This window comes from Neotabrizicola paludis, from assembly GCF_044142105.1.
GTDB lineage: Bacteria > Pseudomonadota > Alphaproteobacteria > Rhodobacterales > Rhodobacteraceae > Pseudogemmobacter.
The window spans coordinates 113,226-128,896 of record NZ_JBGTYM010000001.1 but is presented as its reverse complement, the minus strand read 5'-3'; the positions used below and the strand labels follow the sequence as shown (position 1 = coordinate 128,896).

17 protein-coding genes and 1 tRNA gene are annotated in these 15,671 nt (G+C 66.2%); 14 read left to right on the top strand and 4 right to left on the bottom strand.

Features of this window, described 5'->3' with window-relative positions; all coding sequences use genetic code 11:
• Positions 1-48 precede the first annotated feature (48 nt).
• Entirely contained in the window at positions 49-498 is a 450-nt protein-coding gene (locus tag ACED67_RS00595; protein WP_395539500.1) for a hypothetical protein, read from the top strand.
• A gap of 246 nt (positions 499-744) precedes the next feature.
• Here the strand turns inward: ACED67_RS00595 and rnd are convergent, their stop codons facing one another.
• Positions 745-1,902 (bottom strand): ribonuclease D, encoded by a 1,158-nt coding sequence (gene rnd / locus ACED67_RS00590; RefSeq protein ID WP_395539499.1) that lies wholly within the window; start codon positions 1,900-1,902, stop codon positions 745-747.
• A 166-nt stretch (positions 1,903-2,068) separates the two neighbouring features.
• Here rnd and ACED67_RS00585 point away from each other — a divergent pair, with 166 nt between their 5' ends.
• Together ACED67_RS00585 and ACED67_RS00580 are read left to right on the top strand one after the other, a co-directional pair.
• Positions 2,069-2,431: a YbaN family protein gene (locus tag ACED67_RS00585; protein WP_395539498.1), complete on the top strand. Its 363-nt coding sequence runs from the start codon at positions 2,069-2,071 to the stop codon at positions 2,429-2,431.
• A 227-nt stretch (positions 2,432-2,658) separates the two neighbouring features.
• A complete protein-coding gene (locus tag ACED67_RS00580; protein ID WP_395539497.1) occupies positions 2,659-3,576 on the top strand; it encodes a Hint domain-containing protein in 918 nt (305 codons plus the stop codon).
• Here the strand turns inward: ACED67_RS00580 and purN are convergent.
• The gene (gene purN / locus ACED67_RS00575) at positions 3,573-4,175 is read right to left on the bottom strand and encodes a phosphoribosylglycinamide formyltransferase (RefSeq protein ID WP_395539496.1); all 603 of its coding nucleotides are present in this window, start codon (positions 4,173-4,175) and stop codon (positions 3,573-3,575) included. The genes ACED67_RS00580 and purN overlap by 4 nt on opposite strands.
• Positions 4,172-5,242: a phosphoribosylformylglycinamidine cyclo-ligase gene (purM, locus tag ACED67_RS00570; RefSeq protein WP_395539495.1), complete on the bottom strand. Its 1,071-nt coding sequence runs from the start codon at positions 5,240-5,242 to the stop codon at positions 4,172-4,174. Before purM ends, purN begins: the two co-directional genes overlap by 4 nt.
• A 137-nt stretch (positions 5,243-5,379) precedes the next feature.
• On the opposite strand from purM, the gene ACED67_RS00565 reads away from it, so the two are divergent.
• The 4 genes from ACED67_RS00565 to ACED67_RS00550 all read left to right on the top strand — a co-directional run bounded on the left by ACED67_RS00565 (position 5,380) and on the right by ACED67_RS00550 (position 7,907).
• Positions 5,380-6,366, top strand: coding sequence for a diacylglycerol/lipid kinase family protein (locus tag ACED67_RS00565; protein WP_395539494.1), 987 nt, complete (start codon positions 5,380-5,382; stop codon positions 6,364-6,366).
• 4 nt (positions 6,367-6,370) lie between these two features.
• Positions 6,371-7,300, top strand: a complete 930-nt coding sequence (locus ACED67_RS00560) for a metallophosphoesterase family protein (protein ID WP_395539493.1) — start codon at positions 6,371-6,373, stop codon at positions 7,298-7,300.
• Positions 7,291-7,366 (top strand) — tRNA-Ile (locus ACED67_RS00555). The genes ACED67_RS00560 and ACED67_RS00555 overlap by 10 nt, the downstream gene beginning before the upstream one ends.
• A gap of 7 nt (positions 7,367-7,373) precedes the next feature.
• A complete protein-coding gene (locus tag ACED67_RS00550; protein ID WP_395540442.1) occupies positions 7,374-7,907 on the top strand; it encodes a L,D-transpeptidase family protein in 534 nt (177 codons plus the stop codon).
• Positions 7,908-8,003: 96 nt separating this feature from the next.
• Here ACED67_RS00550 and ACED67_RS00545 read toward each other — a convergent pair whose 3' ends face one another.
• Entirely contained in the window at positions 8,004-9,560 is a 1,557-nt protein-coding gene (locus ACED67_RS00545) for a gamma-glutamyltransferase (RefSeq protein ID WP_395539492.1), read from the bottom strand.
• A 107-nt stretch (positions 9,561-9,667) separates the two neighbouring features.
• Here ACED67_RS00545 and ACED67_RS00540 point away from each other — a divergent pair, with 107 nt between their 5' ends.
• The 7 genes from ACED67_RS00540 (at position 9,668) to ACED67_RS00510 (ending at position 15,664) form a co-directional block, all read left to right on the top strand.
• Positions 9,668-10,333, top strand: a complete 666-nt coding sequence (locus ACED67_RS00540) for a GntR family transcriptional regulator (RefSeq protein ID WP_395539491.1) — start codon at positions 9,668-9,670, stop codon at positions 10,331-10,333.
• Positions 10,333-11,190, top strand: coding sequence for an ABC transporter permease (locus ACED67_RS00535; protein WP_395539490.1), 858 nt, complete (start codon positions 10,333-10,335; stop codon positions 11,188-11,190). The genes ACED67_RS00540 and ACED67_RS00535 overlap by 1 nt, the downstream gene beginning before the upstream one ends.
• The gene (locus ACED67_RS00530; protein ID WP_395539489.1) at positions 11,187-12,011 is read left to right on the top strand and encodes an ABC transporter permease; all 825 of its coding nucleotides are present in this window, start codon (positions 11,187-11,189) and stop codon (positions 12,009-12,011) included. The genes ACED67_RS00535 and ACED67_RS00530 overlap by 4 nt, the downstream gene beginning before the upstream one ends.
• 36 nt (positions 12,012-12,047) lie before the next feature.
• On the top strand, positions 12,048-13,079 hold the full coding sequence (locus ACED67_RS00525) for an ABC transporter substrate-binding protein (protein WP_395539488.1): 1,032 nt from the start codon (positions 12,048-12,050) through the stop codon (positions 13,077-13,079).
• A 62-nt stretch (positions 13,080-13,141) separates the two neighbouring features.
• Positions 13,142-14,215: an ABC transporter ATP-binding protein gene (locus tag ACED67_RS00520; RefSeq protein ID WP_395539487.1), complete on the top strand. Its 1,074-nt coding sequence runs from the start codon at positions 13,142-13,144 to the stop codon at positions 14,213-14,215.
• A 26-nt stretch (positions 14,216-14,241) separates the two neighbouring features.
• A complete protein-coding gene (locus ACED67_RS00515; protein WP_395539486.1) occupies positions 14,242-14,928 on the top strand; it encodes an RraA family protein in 687 nt (228 codons plus the stop codon).
• Positions 14,921-15,664 carry an HpcH/HpaI aldolase family protein gene (locus ACED67_RS00510; RefSeq protein ID WP_395539485.1) on the top strand — a complete coding sequence of 248 codons (744 nt, stop codon included), beginning with the start codon at positions 14,921-14,923 and terminating at the stop codon, positions 15,662-15,664. The genes ACED67_RS00515 and ACED67_RS00510 overlap by 8 nt, the downstream gene beginning before the upstream one ends.
• Positions 15,665-15,671 lie beyond the last annotated feature (7 nt).

The following is a 15,671-nucleotide window of genomic DNA, read 5'->3' as shown; positions in this document are numbered from 1 at the left end:
AAAGCCGCGCCATGGGCTAGCCAAGACAGGAGAATGAAGGAGCCGGGAATGAAGCGTCTGACGGTCTTTTTGCTTGTGGCGACGCTGGCCGGCTGCGGCGGAATGCGCGACAGCAAGTTGAACCCGTTCAACTGGTTCGGGCGCTCGCAGCCCGCCGAGAAGGTGGCCCTGCCCGCCACGCCGCAGGATGGCCGCGCGCTGGTGGCCGATGTCATCGGCATGGCGGTCGAGCCGATCCCGACCGGCGCCATCGTGCGCGCCACGGGCCGCACCCCGACCCAGGGCTGGTGGAAGGCCGAGCTGGTGCCGCTGCCCCTGTCCGAAGACGGCATTCTGGTGCTGGAATTCCGCCTCTTCCCGCCGGTCGACAAGACCGATGTGAACACGCCGCGCTCGCGCGAGGTGACAGCGGCGATCAGTCTGTCGAACATCAAGCTGGAAAACGTGCGCCAGATCGTCGTGCAGGGCGCAACCAACGCCCGCGTCGCCCGGCGCTAAAGGCCGGGATCATCGCTTTTCCGGTCAGGCCAAGGCACTTGCCGCTTCATCCTGGCCCGAATCATCCCGCCGGTGGCCCCGGCGGGCGGCAGCAATGCCCGGCCTAAAGCCGCACCACGCGCACTTCGCTGCCCTTGGCCGACAGCGCGACCTCGCCTTTGCACAGCCGCAGCGCATCGTCGCCAAAGGCCTCGCGCCGCCAGCCCTTCAGCGCCTCAACCTCGCGCGCGCCCGCGGCGATCCGGCCTAAAGCCGCACCACGCGCACTTCGCTGCCCTTGGCCGACAGCGCGACCTCGCCTTTGCACAGCCGCAGCGCATCGTCGCCAAAGGCCTCGCGCCGCCAGCCCTTCAGCGCCTCAACCTCGCGCGCGCCCGCGGCGATGGCGTCCAGCTCCGCCGCCGAGGCGATCAGCCGCGGCGCCACGCCCAGGCTCTCCGACTTGGCCTTGAGCAGCACCCGCAACAGATCCGCCAGCGCGCCATTGCCCTGCGGCTGGTCGGCGGGTTGGTCGACGCGCGGCAGGTCTTCGGGCCGCGCCTCCAGCCCCGCCTTCACCGCCGCCAGGATCCCCTCGGCGATCTCGGGCTTGCGGCCCTCGCGCAGCAAAAGCCGCGACCGGCCCAGTTCTTCAATGGATTGCGGCCGGGTCGAGGCCAGTTCCAGCAGCGCATCATCCTTCATCACCCGCGAACGCGGCACATTCTGGGTTTGCGCATAGGTCTCGCGGAACCGCGCCAATTCGCGCACCACGGCCAGGAACCGGCCCGAGGTGGTGCGGGTCTTGATCCGCAGCCAGGCCTCTTCAGGCAAGACGGTATAGGTTGCCGGATCGGTCAGCACGGCCAGCTCTTCTTGAACCCAGGGCGCGCGGCCGTTCTTCTGCAACTGCGCCGCCAGCCATTCATAGATCTCGCGCAGATGGGTGACATCGGCGATGGCATAGTCCTTCTGCGCCTCGGAAAGCGGCCGGCGCGACCAGTCGGTGAAGCGTGACGTCTTGTCGAGGCTCGCCTTGGCAATGCGGCGCACCAGCGTCTCATACCCCACCTGCTCGCCAAAACCGCAGACCATGGCAGCGATCTGGGTGTCGAACAGCGGATTGGGGAAGCAATGGCCCTCGACGAAGAAGATCTCCAGATCCTGCCTTGCGGCATGGAAAACCTTGACCGTCGCCTCATGGCGGAACAGGTCGTAGAGCGGCTCGAGGCTCATCGTCTCGCCCTCGATCGGGTCGACCAGAACCGCCTCGCCGGTCTTGCCGGGCAGCGCCATCTGGATCAGGCACAGCTTCGACCAATAGGTCCGCTCGCGCAGGAATTCCGTGTCGATGGTGACATAAGGCTGGTCTTTGGCCGCCGCGCAGAAGGCGGCAAGGTCCTCGGTCGTGGTAATCGTGCGCATCGCGGCCCTTTCCGGCGGTCGCGGGGTCATCCCGCAGCGTTTTCCGCTATAGGGGCGGCGGGCGCGAAAGGAAAGAACTTCTCCCCCCGTATCGGGGCTGTGCGGGGGCTTGTGCATGGACGCGCGCGCGGGCAAGGCTGCGCCCGACACAAGACGGAGCAGCGACATGCGCGGGATCTGGCTGGCCTCGGGTCTGCTGTTCCTGGCCCTCGGGGGGCTGGGCGTGGTGCTGCCGGTCCTGCCGACAACGCCTTTCCTTCTGGTCGCCGCCGCCTGTTTCGCGCGATCCTCGCCCCGCCTGCACGGCTGGCTTCTTGCCCATCCGCTCTTCGGCCCACCGATCCGCGACTGGCAGAACCATGGCGCGATCCGGCCCGGCGCCAAGGCGTTGGCGGTCAGCATGATGGGGTTTGTTTTTCTGGCCAGCCTGCTGATCGGCCTGCCCTTGAAATTGCTTCTGGCGCAGGGCCTGTTGATCGGCATCGGGGCGGCTTTCGTGCTGACCCGCCCCTCCGGTCCGCGCGGCTGATCGCAGCGGGAGGCCCGTTCTTTCGACGAAAAATCGCCCTTCCTGCGGTTGCGTCACCGCGCCAGCAGGGTTAACCTTCCTTAACAGCTGCCCGCCGAAGCGATGGGGATCGCAACGGCACCCCATCGGAACGGAGCAGGCGGCTGGCGACGACAACCCTATATCTTCGCGGCGACCAGATCGGCACCTACGCCAACGCCACCTCGCAGGGCAATGGCAACAACCTTGTGCTGACCGTCACCGGCGCCAAGCCCATCGGCACGGCGAGCGAGATCTACCGCGTGGTCGTGACCCAGGTGAACAATGGCGTCAGTCATTTCCAGAACGGTCAATGGGTCTCGGTCTACAGCTGGTCCGAGGCCGATCCGCAGGGCAAGCTGGTCTATGCGCAGCTCAATCCGCAGGATGACATGTTCCAGGGCCGGGCTTCGGGGTCGGCCTATCAGCTTTTCGGCAATTCCACCAAACTGCTTTTCGACCTGAACGGCATCACACCCGGCACGAGGATCTACAGCAATGCCTTGGGCGAGCCGCTTGGCGCGCGCCTGCCCTTTGCCAGCCTTGCCCAATCGCCACAGGATCTGGTGATCTGCTTTGCCGCCGGCACCCGCCTGCTGACGCCGCAGGGCCTGCGCGTGATCGAAAGCCTGCAACCCGGCGATCCGGTTTGGACGCGTGGGCGTGGCATGCAGCCCCTGGCCTGGATCGGGCGCAGTCAGGTCTGCGGCCTGGGCGCGCTGGCACCGATCCGCATCGCGGCGGGCGCTCTGGGCAATGACCGCCCGGTCCGCGTCTCGCCCCAGCACCGCCTGCTGGTGACCGGCTGGCAGGCCGAGCTGCATTTCGGTGAGCCAGAGGTTCTGGTCGCGGCCTGCCATCTGGTCGATGGCGCGGCGATCCGCCCTGCCCCGGTGGCCATGGTCGATTACTGGCACATCGCCTTCGATCGCCATGAGATGGTCTGCGCCGAGGGAATGCTGGCCGAGAGTCTTTTGCCCGGCCCCATGGCGCTGGCCGCCTTGCCCGCCGCAGCGCAGGCGGAAATCGCCGAAGTGTTTCCAGAGCTTGTCCGGCGCCGCCCCTCTCCCGCGCTGCCCTGTCTGACGGGCCGCGAGGCCGGAGTGCTGCGCGGCGCGCTCGCCTAGGGCAGCAGCAGCGGGCGGCGGTCCCCGGCGGCAAAGCGCGCCAGGACCGCCGGATAAAGCCGATGCTCCATCGCCAGCACGCGCCGCGCCAGCGCCTCTTCCGAATCCCCCGGCAGAACCGGCACCCGCGCCTGACCGAGGATCGGCCCGGCATCCAGATCGGCGGTCACCTCATGCACGGTGCAGCCGGCTTCGGCATCGCCCGCCTCCAGCGCACGGCGATGGGTGTGCAGGCCCGGATAGTTCGGCAGCAGCGACGGATGGATGTTGAGCATCCTTCCCGCGAACCGGGCGACGAAAGCGGGGGTCAGAACCCGCATGAAGCCCGCAAGACAGAGGATGTCGGGCTCCGCCGCCAGAAGCGGCTCCAGCAGCGCCGCCTCGAAAGCCGCGCGGTCGCGGCCGAAGGGACGGTGATCGACCGCCGCCGTGGCGACGCCCAGACCCTGCGCCCGCACCAGCCCGGCCGCGGCGGGATCGTTCGACAGGACCAGCACCGGCCGCGCTGGATGGTCCGGCCCCATGCTTTCGACAAGGCGGATCATATTCGACCCGCCGCCCGAGATCAGGATGGCAACGCGCTTCTGCGCTGCACTCACAGCAGGCGGCCCTTGTAGACCACCGCATCGCCACCTTCCGCCGCGACGATGCGGCCCAGCGTGCAGACCGTCTCGCCCATGCCCGAGAGCAGCGCCGACAGCGCCTCGGCTCGTTCAGCCTCGACCGCCAGCACCAGACCGATGCCGCAGTTGAAGGTCTTCAGCAGCTCTCCCTCGGCCATATTCGCCGTCGCCGCCAGCCAGCGGAAGACCGGAGGCAGGGTCCAGGAGGACAGGTCGATCTCGCAGGCGAGTCCTTCCGGCAGAAGGCGCGGCGGGTTTTCGGTGATGCCCCCGCCGGTGATATGCGCCAGACCATGCACGCCGCCGGCCCGGATCGCCGCAAGCGCCTGCTTGACGTAAAGCCGCGTCGGCGCCAGCAGGGCCGCGCCCAAGCTGCCGTCCGAGAAGGGCGAGGCATCGGCCCAGCCCAAGCCCGACAGCTCCACCACCTTGCGCACGAAGGAATAGCCGTTGGAATGAACGCCGTTCGAGGCAAGGCCCAAAAGCACGTCGCCCTTGGCCACGCCGCGCGGCAGGTCCTGCCCGCGCTCCATCGCCCCGACCGCGAACCCGGCCAGGTCGAAATCGCCCTTGTGATACATGCCCGGCATCTCGGCCGTCTCACCGCCGATCAGCGCACAGCCCGACAGCGCGCAGCCCTGGGCGATGCCCTCGATGATACGAGTGGCCTCTTCGACATCCAGCTTGCCGGTGGCGAAATAATCCAGGAAGAACAGCGGCTCCGCCCCCTGGCAGACCAGGTCGTTCACGCACATGGCCACCAGGTCGATGCCGATCGTGTCGACAATGCCAGTGTCGATGGCGATGCGCAGCTTGGTGCCGACGCCATCGGTCGCGGCGACCAGGACCGGGTCCTGATAGCCCGCCGCGCGCAGGTCGAACAGCGCGCCGAAGCCGCCCAGCCCGCCCATGGTGCCGGGGCGGCTTGTCGCCTTGGCGGCGGGCTTGATCCGGTCGACCAGACGGTTGCCCGCGTCGATATCGACCCCCGCCTCGGCATAGGTCAGACCGTTATGCCCTGCCCCGTTCGGACCCTTCACCATCGCGCGCGTCCCCGTTCATCCCGCATCTGCCGCCCCCATACGCCAAGTGCCGCGCGGCTGCAACAAAGCCTGGAACCGCAGCGGCGGGCGCGGCGTTGGCATGGGGAGCAGGCAATCCGCAAGGGCAGGAGAGCAGGATGCAGGGACCCGTGACGTTTCTGGCCAATGCCAGATCGGGCAAACAGGCCAAGCAGATCGAGTCTTTGCTGGAACCCCTTGTTGCGGCGGGACTGGACCCCGAGCTGCGGGTGATCCGCAAGGGCAAGGCCCTGCCCTTCGAGGCCCGCCGCGCCCGTGACCGTTCGGCGACCGTGATTGCCGCAGGCGGCGATGGGACGATCACGACTGTCGCCGAGGCCGTGGCCGGATCGCAAACCGCGATGGGGATCGTTCCTCTCGGCACGTTCAATTTCTTCGCCCGCAGCCTGGGCCTGCCAGAGGACCCGGCAGCCGCAGTGGCCGCACTAGTGACAGGCGATGTCGCCTCGGTCGATGTGGCCGAGGTGAATGGCCGGCTCTTCCTGAACAATGCCAGCCTTGGTCTGTACCCTGCCCTTCTGCACCAGCGCGAAGCGGCCTATGCCAGATTCGGCCGCTCGCGCCTGGCCGCCTATTGGTCGGCCTTGCGCATCCTGTGCACCTATGACCGTCCCAGCCGTCTGCGCATCACCGTCGATGGCCATGCCACCCATGTCCGTAGCCCGATGGTCTTTCTGGCGCAGAACGCCTTCCAGCTTGACCAATATGGCATGACCGAAGGCGCCGAGCTGATCCGCGATGGCAAGCTTGCGCTTTACGTCGCACCGGAACTGCGGCGCTGGCGGCTTCTGGTTTTCGCTCTGAAGATGGCGCTGCGCCAGGCCCAGCCCTATCGCGACTTCACGCTTGAAGGCGCCCGCGAGGTTCTGGTCGAGACGCGCAGCCCGCGCCGCACCATCGCCCGCGACGGCGAACGGGAAAAGATGACCGCCCCCTTCCACTTTCGCCTTCGTCCCGATGCCCTGCGGGTGATCGTGCCGGCCGGTTCCGCCTTGGCGGCCCCCCGCGCGCCCTCGGATTCGGCTTCGGCGGCCGTGGCGGGGCCCGATAGAGCGGTCAAGACCGCCAGCGGTCTGGCGGCCTGATCGGATGGCGCGTCTTCTTCATATCTCCGATCTCCATTTCGGCATGGAACGACCCGGTCTGCCCGAGGCGCTTGTTCAGCAGGCTCCGGGCTGGGGTGCCGATCTGACCGTGATCTCGGGCGACCTGACCCAGCGCGCCCTGGCGTCGCAATTCCGCCCTGCAGCGGCCCTGGCGGCTGCGCTGCCCGGCCCGGTCCTGTCGATCCCCGGCAATCACGACATGCCGCTGTGGAATCCCTTCGCGCGGCTGTTCTGGCCCTTCGCCGCCTGGCGCCGCCATATCGGCGATGTGCTGGAACCCGTGATCGAAACGCGCGACATGCTGGTTCTTGGGTTCAACACGGCCGATCCCTATGCCTGGGAACGCGGCCGCCTGCCCGGAGATGCCATGGCCCGGATCCTGACCCGGCTGAAAAAGGCCCGCACAGGCCAGTTGCGCATCGTCGCCATGCACCACCCGCTGCACCTGCCGCCGCAATCGGACAAATCGCCCATGCCCGGCGCCGAGGCGGCGACACTCGCCCTGGCTGAAGCAGGGGTCGATATTGTCCTTTGCGGACATCTTCACGCCTGGGCGGCGGCGCCCTATCGCGTGCGGTCCGAGGGACGCAACATGCTTTGCGTGCAGGCGGGCACCACGCTGTCCACCCGTCTGCGCGGTGGCCAGAACGACCTGAACCTGATCGACTGGGATGGCGCGACGGTGAAAGTGACCCGCATGGTGGCCGAGGGTTTGTCGCTCGACTTCGTGCCGCGCGAGGTCACGTATTATACCCAATCCGACACCGCGACGGGCTGGACCAGCCACCCCGAAGACGCCCCGTCCCCGCCTGCCAGCAATGTCCTGCCGCTGCGCCGCAGCCCCGCCCCGCTTGACGCGGCCCCGTCATCTGATACCCAAGGCAAAGACAGGGGCCGGTCTGGGGGCCTGTAGCTCAACGGTTAGAGCAGGGCGCTCATAACGCCTTGGTTGGGGGTTCAAATCCCTCCGGGCCTACCACCCGCCCCTGCCCCTTGTCGCAAAGGACCCCGTTCTGGACCTCATCGTCTCCAAAGCCACGGATGGCGGCCATCGCGCCGAATATGCGGATCGGGTCTGGCCCTGCGCCGTGGGCCGTGCTGGTATTGGCCTGAAACGGGGCGAGGGCGACGGCATCAGTCCGCGCGGCGCCTGGCCGATCCGGCGTGTCCTGTACCGTGCCGACCGACTTGCGGCCCCGCAGACCGTTTTCGCCGTAAATCCGATCGCACCGGATGACGGCTGGTGCGATGCGCCGGATCACCGCGCATATAATCTTCCGGTGAAGCTGCCCTTCGCCGCAAGCCATGAGGAGATGTGGCGGGCGGATGGGCTTTACGACATTGTCGTCGTGCTGGGCCATAACGACGCACCGGTCGTTCCGGCTGCAGGCAGCGCGGTTTTCCTGCATGTCGCGCGGCCCGATTACGGGCCGACGGCGGGCTGCGCCGCGCTGGCGCGCGACGATCTGCTGGACTTTCTTGCGCTGGCCGGGCCTGAAACACGGCTCTGCTTCTGCTAGGATAGCGGGCGCTTGGCGCCGCGCGGGCCAGCCGCCTTTTTTCTGTCTTCAAGGCGGGCGCGGTTTGCCTGCAAAGGGCAAGCCGCACCCGTCCTGTCAGGCCGCCGCCGCGCCACCATCGGGCAGCGCCGGGTCATTGATGCCCTGAAGCCGACCATCCGATCCGCGCGCCACGCCCGACGGGCAGGCATAGAGCTTGGGCATCACTACATTACCCGAAATTTCAAGCCGGTAATGCTGCGCAAGGTGGTCCAGCACCGCCTGGCCAAGACGCGGATCGGCGCGCAGGCTGCCACGATGCGAGGCGTCAAGGCGAGGCGAGTGGAAGGCTTCATCCAGCGTCAGACCGAAATCCAGCATCAGGGCCGCGATCTGCGACACACAGGGCATGATCAGATCGCCGCCCGAGGCACCGACGGCAAACAGCGCCTGCCCGTCCTTCACGGCAACCGTTGGCACCATGTTCGAGGAATTGATCCGCTTGCCGCCCTCCATCGAGGTGCGCAGGCCGGGACGCGGGTCGAAATAGCTGACGCCATTGTTCATGGCGAGGCCGGTGCGCGGCAGAGTGATGCCGGCGCCGAAATGGTCGAGAAGCGTATAGGTGACGGCAACCATATTGCCCTGCGCATCCGCCGCGGCCAAGGCAGAGGTCGAACTGCCAACTTCCGAGAGGGTGCCGTTGCGGGCGCGATGGGCATGCCAGGCCTTTTCCAGCGCATCGGCATAGAGGAGCCAGCTCGCCGCATCGGGGGCCTTGTACGGCGCGGGCAGGTTTGCCGCAATATGGGCCAGGAAATCGCGCTGCCGCAGCCCGCCGCTCTGCTCGCCCGGCGTATAAAGCGTGGCGCCGCGATGCTGCGCCTCCATCGGCGCGTAATCCCAAACCTCATATCCGGCAAGGTCGTCCAGGCTGATCCGGCTGCCCTGCTCTTGCAGATCTGCCACCAGATCGCGCGCCAGAGCCCCATGATAGAAATCGCGCGCGCCATGCGCGGCGATGCGGCGCAGCGTCTCGGCAAGGCCCGGAATCTTCATCGTTTCGCCCGGTTGCAGCGGCGCGCCGCCGGGCAGGTAGATCGAAGCGGAAACCGGGTCCTTGGCGAGGATCGCCATCTCTGACGCAATCATCAGCGTGCAGAACCAGCTTGCCGGGATGCCGGTTTCCGCCAAAGCGATCGCGGGTTGCAGCGTATCGGCCAGCGTCTTGCTGCCATAGCGCGTCAGCGCATGGTCAAAGCCCGCGACGGCGCCCGGCACGGTGATGGCTTTCGCGCCCTGGGTATTGGCAAAATCCTTCACCGCCGGAAAGCCCATCGAGGTCACCGGCAGGCTCGGGTCTGTCGGGTAGTCGGCGGCCGTCAACCCCGCAGCCAGCACGCCCTGAAAATCCAGTGCCACGGCCCGCTTTTCGGCCGCCAGCCAGATGACCATAAAACCGCTGCCGCCGACACCGCACATCCAGGGCTCGACTGCTGAGAGCGCCAGCGCTGCGGCCACTGCGGCGTCAACTGCATTGCCACCCGCCGTCAGCATCTGCGCGCCCGCGCGCGCCGCCGCCACATGCTGCGCCGCGACCACCCCGCCCGCCCCGCTGACCAGGCGTTTCGAGGTGATCCACTGATCCGCCGACGTCGCCTTTGTCTCTGCCATGTCCCTGCCCTTCCGCCGATTTGCGCGACCCGTGGAATCGCTTGCCAGCCGGATCGACTCGAGTATATCGTAAATATATTGAAAGTATATCGACTGGCGACGTGACCATGAGCAAGCGTAAAAGTGATGAAGCCTATGGTGAATTGCGCCGCCGGATCGTCATGGCGGAGCTTCCGCCCGGCGCCCTTCTTGACGAGAAAGCCCTGACAGAAGCGCTGAACATCGGACGCACGCCGCTGCGCGAGGCGGTGTTGCGGCTGGAACAGGAAGGGCTTGTCACCTCGATGGGGCGGCGCGGCTATGTCGTGGCCACGGCCACCCCCGCCGATATGATGCGCATCTACGAGATGCGGCGCGAGATCGAGTGCTTCACTGCGGGCCTTGCCGCCGAACGGCGCACGCAGGAAGATCTTGACCGTTTCGACGCCTTCCTGAACCGCATTGAAGAAGGGCTCAAGGGCGCCTCGCCCGGCGAGGCCTGGGAACTTGCGGCGGACGAAGAATTTCACCGTATCATCGCCGAGGCCTCGGACAACCGCTTCGCCCAGCAATATCTGGCCTTCCTGTTCGGTCTTTCGGTGCGCACGCTTTACGTCTCGCGCATTCCCGTCACGCTGGTGCGCGATGAAATCGCCTCATACCGCAAGGTGCTGACCGCCATTCGGATGCGTGACCCCGCGGCGGCGCGGGCGGCGATGGCGCATCACCTGACGATCAATCCTTTGCAGGCCATGGCCGAAAGCCTGGGCGGCGTGAAACGGCAGGTGTCGTGATGCAAAGAGCCTGGCGCGAACGGATCGAGACCGGGGCGATGCTGGCCCCTTCGGTGGTGCTGCTGGTTCTTTTCGTGCTGGTGCCGCTTTGCGTCGTGGCCGCCTACAGCTTTGCCCTGCGCGATCCCTATGGCGCGGTGCTGCCGGGCTTTACCCTGGACAATTACCGCGAGCTTTTTCAAAGCGTCTACCTGCTGGTCTTCGTGAACAGCTTCAAGCTGGCGGCCGCGACCACGGTGCTTTGCCTGTTGATCGGCTATCCGGTGGCCTATTTCATCGCTTTCCGCGCCGGTCCCTGGGCGCCCGCCCTGCTGATGCTGCTGCTCATCCCGTTCTGGATCAACTTCCTGATCCGCATCTCGGCCTGGGTCGTTCTCCTGGGCCGGGGCGGGCTGATCAATCAGGGAATGCTGGCCACCGGGATCGTCGACGCGCCGGTGGGGATGCTGGGCACATTGGGGGCAACCCTCGTGGGTATGGTCTATGCCTTCCTGCCGCTAACCGTCTTCCCGATCTATGCCGCCCTGCAACCGATCGACCGCCGGTTGCTGGAAGCGGGCGCCGACCTTGGCGCTGGCCCGGCGACAACCTTCCTGCGCGTGACGCTGCCCCTGTCGCTGCCGGGCGTGCTGGCCGCCGCGCTGTTCGTCTTCGTCCCTTCGATGGGCGTCTTCGCCATCCCCGTCCTTCTGGGCGGCGGCAAAGAGATCATCCTGGGCAACCTGATCGTCCAGCTGTTCCTTGAATTCCGCAACATCCCGCTCGGTGCCGCCGTCTCGGTCCTGCTCTTGGTCTTCTCGGGCATCGGTATCCTTATGTACATGCGCGCCCTGCGCCGGGTGGAGGCGATGAAATGAGCGCGCCCCGCGCCCCCGGCTGGGCCACCCGCACCTTCCTTCACGGCATTTCGGGCTGGATCACGCTCTTGACCTACCTGTTCATGCTGGCGCCGATCGTCATCCTGATCGCTTTCGCCTTCAACGCGGGCAAATCGACCGTGGTCTGGCAGGGCTTCTCGCTCGACTGGTTCGGCAAGGTCTGGTCGAACCGCCACATCGCCCGCGCCCTACATGTCAGCCTGATCGTTGCCCTGGCCAGTGCCGCCATCTCGACCGCCATCGGCGCACTGGCTGCGGTGGCGATCACAAGGCGGCAGTTTCCGGGACGCGACGTCCTGGGCGCGGCGCTGGCGGCCCCGCTTGTGCTGCCGGAGATCGTTCTGGGCGTGGCGCTTCTGGTCTTCATGTCCTTTGCCGGAGTGACGCTGGGCTATGGCACGATGATCGTGGGCCACGTGCTGGTCTCGATCCCCTTTGCCACACTGATCATCCGCGCCGCGGCCTCGTCTCTGGACCCCCGTCTGGAAAACGCAGCCGCCGATCTGGGCGCCAATGAATGGCAGACTTTCCGCATGGTGACGCTGCCGCAGCTTGCGCCCGCGCTGTTTACGGCCTTCATCCTTTCGGCGACGCTGTCCTTCGACAATCTGGTCATGTCGACTTTCACGTCAGGCGTCGGCACGACCACTCTGCCCTTGCGCATCTACTCGATGCTGAAACTGGGCATCACCCCCGAAATCAACGCGCTTGGCGCCCTCATGGTCGTCGCCAATGTCGCCATCCTGCTTCTCGTGATGGGGCGCTACTTGCCCCTGATGCTGAAAACCAACCGGCGGTGAACAGCCGGACAACCCGATCCAATAAGGAGCTGCCAAATGACACGTCTTTCCAAAACTCTTGCCGCCACGGTGCTGGCCCTCTGCGCCGCCAATCCGGGTCTTGCCGAAGAACTGCGCATCTTCGGCTGGGCGAATGAGATGCCCGACGAGGTGCTGGCCGATTTCGAAGCCGAAACCGGCATCGCCGTCACCTTCGACACGTTCGACAGCAATGAATCGATGATCGCCAAGCTTGATGCCGGCGGCGCGGGCTATGACCTGGTGAACCCCTCGCAATATGCGGTGCAGATCCTGATCGCGCGTGGCCGGATCGCCGAACTCGACCATGCCAAGATCGAGACATATGACAAGATCGGTTCCTCGTTCAAAGAGGTCTCCTACGATCCGGGCAACAAGTATTCGATCCCCTATGTCTGGGGCACCACCGGCCTTGCCTATAACAAGACCTGCGTGGACGAGCCGATCACCAGCTGGAAGTCGCTCTTCGACGAAAAGTACAAGGGCCGCATCTATATGCTGGACAATATGCTGGCCGCCTATATCGCGGGCCTGCAGGTGAACGGCTTCAGCGCCAATACCTCGGACCCGGCCGAGATCGAGAAGGCGACCGAAACGCTGATCGCCCAAAAGCCGCTTTTGGCAGGCTATAACAGCACCAACTTCGCCGACCTTGTCTCCTCTGGCGAGGCCTGCATCGTGGAAAGCTGGTCCTCCTCGGTGCTGCAGGCGATCAAGGACAACCCGGACGTCGTCTATGTCCTGCCGGAAGAAGGCGGCACCATGTGGATCGACGGCTATTCGGTCCTGTCGGACGCGCCGAACCCCGACGCCGCCTACAAGTTCCTCTCCTACATCCTGCGGCCGGAAGTGGCGGCCAAGACCACCGAACTGACCCAGACCGCAACGGTCGTGACCGAGTCGAAGGCTCTGCTGCCGGCCGAACTGGCGAACAATTCTGCGGTCTTCCCCGATGAGGCGACCATCGCCAATGCCGACTTCATCCTCGATCTGGGCGATGCGATGAAATACTATCAGGACGGCTGGACCAAGGTGAAAGCCGCCCAGTAAGCCTATCGCGGCGGCGGCCCCGCGCGGGCTGCCGCCGCCCCATCCCCAGGGCGATATTTCCCATGCCAGACCAGACCCACGGCCCCGCAGCGGTCGAACTGCGCAGCGTTGTCAAACGCTTCGGCACCATGACCGCCATCGACCGGCTGGACCTGACCATCCGCCAGGGCGAATTCTTCACGCTTCTCGGTGCCTCGGGTTGCGGCAAGACCACGACGCTGCGCCTGATCGCGGGGTTCGACTTGCCCAGCGAGGGCCAGATCCTGATCTCGGGGCAGGATGTGTCCGAGATTCCGGCCTATCAGCGCCCCGTGCATACGGTCTTCCAAAGCTATGCGCTTTTCCCGCATCTGACGATCCGCGAAAACGTCGCCTTCCCCCTGCGGATCAAGGGCGTGAAAAAGGCCGAGCAACGCGAGCGCGCGCAGGCGGCACTGGATATGGTCCAGATGAGCCGCTTCGGCGACCGCAAGCCCAGCCAGTTGTCGGGCGGCCAGCAGCAGCGCGTGGCGCTGGCCCGTGCGCTGGTGAACGAGCCAAAAGTGCTGCTTCTGGACGAGCCCCTGGGGGCGCTCGACCTCAAGCTGCGCAAGGAGATGCAGCTTGAACTGAAGGCGATCCAGAAACGGCTGGGCATCACCTTCGTCTTCGTCACCCATGACCAGGAAGAGGCGCTGACCATGTCGGACCGCATCGCCCTGATGGCAGGCGGGCGCATCGTGCAGCTCGACAGCCCGACCGGCCTCTACAACGCACCGCAAAGCCTCTATGCCGCCGAATTCATCGGCGAGACCAATCTCTTCAAGGGCCGTGTCGCCGCGACCGGCCCCAACGGAACCGAAGTGGAGACATTGGGCCGCCGTCTGATGCTGCCCCCCTCTCCCGTGCCGGTGGGGATCGAGGTGACGCTGGCCCTGCGCCCCGAACGCATCCGGCGTGACGGCACGGCCGATGGTCCCGAGGCCCGGCTGCACGAGGTCGATTTCATCGGCACCGACCAGCGGCTGGTCTATGCCCTTGCCGACGGCACCCGCATGGTGCTGCGCCAGCAGAATTGCGGCGGCGCGATCCCCGCGCCGGGCGAAATCACGCGCCTGGTCTTCGACCCCGCCGACATCCGCCTTTTCCAGAATTGACGCCCTTAAAGACGCAGGACGCTTCCATGACAGACATCTATCGTATCGAACCGCTGCCACCGCAGCTTGCCCCGGAAAGGGCCGCGAGGCTGGCCAGGGTCGAGGCCGCCACGCTGGGCCACTATCTCCATGCGGGCTTTGTCGATACCGCCATCCGGCCCCTGATCGTTGGGCCACGCGTGGCGGGAAATGCGGTCACCGTGCAGATCACCGGCCCCGACTCCACGCTTCTGTATTACGCGATGGACCGGGTCCGTCCGGGCGACCTGCTTGTGATTGACCGCGCGGGCGACCACCGCCAGGCCTGCTGGGGAGGCTTCATGGCGGCGGTCGCCCGCATCCGTGGCCTGGCCGGCGTGGTGATCGACGGCGCGGTTACCGATCCCGCCGCGATCCGCGAGGCCGGCGTGCCGACTTGGGCGCGCGACACTTCGGCCGTGACGACCAAGCTTCTGAACCTGGGCGGCGGCTTCAACGTGCCGGTCAATATCGGCGGTGTCGCGGTGACGCCGGGTGACGCGGTTCTCGCCGATGATTGCGGCGTCGTGGTGCTGCCGCCCACGCGGCTGGACCGGCTGATCGAAACGGCCCTTGCCGATCAGGCCGAGGAAGGCGACTGGGTGGCCAAACTGGAAAAAGGCGCGAAATTGCAGGATCTGATCGACATCCGCGCCATGCTGGCAAAGAACGGGATGGAGGGTGCTGGTGTCTGACCTCGTCTATGCGGAAACACCCGCGATTTCGCCCCATGCGGTCTGGCTTTCGACCCCGCATCATCAACTGGTCGAGATCGCCTTCGGCCTGGGCTGCCGCCGCTTTGTGCTGGATATCGAGCATGGCTATTTCGATCTCGACGGCACCGACAAGCTTGTCGCACTGATCCGGGCGCTGGGGGCCAAGGTCTATGCCAAGGTGCTGGGACCGGAAACGATCCCGATCCAGCAGGCGCTGGACATCGGTTGCCATGGCGTCATCATCCCGCATATCGGCGATGTGGATCATGCGCGCCATGTGACGGCCGCCGCCAAATATCCGGGCCTTGGCCTGCGCAGCTTCTCGGGCACGCGGCCCGCCCGCTATGATGCGGTGACGCAGGACTATTACACCCGCGAGAATGCCGGAACGCTTTGCCTGCCCATGGTCGAAAGCGCCGAGGCGCTGGCGGATATCGAGAAGATCCTTGCCCTTCCGACCGTCGATGGGGTCTTTGTCGGCCCCTCCGATCTGTCGCTGTCGCGCGGGCGCGGCGCCTATATGAAGACCGAGGCCGATTTCGACGATCTGCGCCGCATTGCTGCTGCCGCCAAGGCCGCGGGCAAGATCTGGATCATGCCGGCCTGGGCCGCCGTCGAGCGCAAGCTGGCGGCCGAGCTGGGCGCTGCCTGGCAGGTGACGGTGGATGAATATGGTGCGCTTTGGTCCGGGATCGAAGCCGGACTGAAGGCGTAAGGGGAAA

Excerpts from the sequence above, each read along its gene's own strand:
- ACED67_RS00520 (WP_395539487.1), top strand. The coding sequence starts at position 13,142 with ATGCCAGACCAGACCCACGGCCCCGCAGCGGTCGAACTGCGCAGCGTT.
- ACED67_RS00525 (WP_395539488.1), top strand. The coding sequence starts at position 12,048 with ATGACACGTCTTTCCAAAACTCTTGCCGCCACGGTGCTGGCCCTCTGC.
- purM (WP_395539495.1), bottom strand. The coding sequence starts at position 5,242 with ATGGTGAAGGGTCCGAACGGGGCAGGGCATAACGGTCTGACCTATGCC.
- ACED67_RS00585 (WP_395539498.1), top strand. The coding sequence starts at position 2,069 with ATGCGCGGGATCTGGCTGGCCTCGGGTCTGCTGTTCCTGGCCCTCGGG.
- ACED67_RS00545 (WP_395539492.1), bottom strand. The coding sequence starts at position 9,560 with ATGGCAGAGACAAAGGCGACGTCGGCGGATCAGTGGATCACCTCGAAA.
- ACED67_RS00565 (WP_395539494.1), top strand. The coding sequence starts at position 5,380 with ATGCAGGGACCCGTGACGTTTCTGGCCAATGCCAGATCGGGCAAACAG.
- ACED67_RS00595 (WP_395539500.1), top strand. The coding sequence starts at position 49 with ATGAAGCGTCTGACGGTCTTTTTGCTTGTGGCGACGCTGGCCGGCTGC.
- ACED67_RS00535 (WP_395539490.1), top strand. The coding sequence starts at position 10,333 with ATGCAAAGAGCCTGGCGCGAACGGATCGAGACCGGGGCGATGCTGGCC.
- ACED67_RS00530 (WP_395539489.1), top strand. The coding sequence starts at position 11,187 with ATGAGCGCGCCCCGCGCCCCCGGCTGGGCCACCCGCACCTTCCTTCAC.
- rnd (WP_395539499.1), bottom strand. The coding sequence starts at position 1,902 with ATGCGCACGATTACCACGACCGAGGACCTTGCCGCCTTCTGCGCGGCG.
- ACED67_RS00515 (WP_395539486.1), top strand. The coding sequence starts at position 14,242 with ATGACAGACATCTATCGTATCGAACCGCTGCCACCGCAGCTTGCCCCG.
- ACED67_RS00560 (WP_395539493.1), top strand. The coding sequence starts at position 6,371 with ATGGCGCGTCTTCTTCATATCTCCGATCTCCATTTCGGCATGGAACGA.
- ACED67_RS00540 (WP_395539491.1), top strand. The coding sequence starts at position 9,668 with ATGAGCAAGCGTAAAAGTGATGAAGCCTATGGTGAATTGCGCCGCCGG.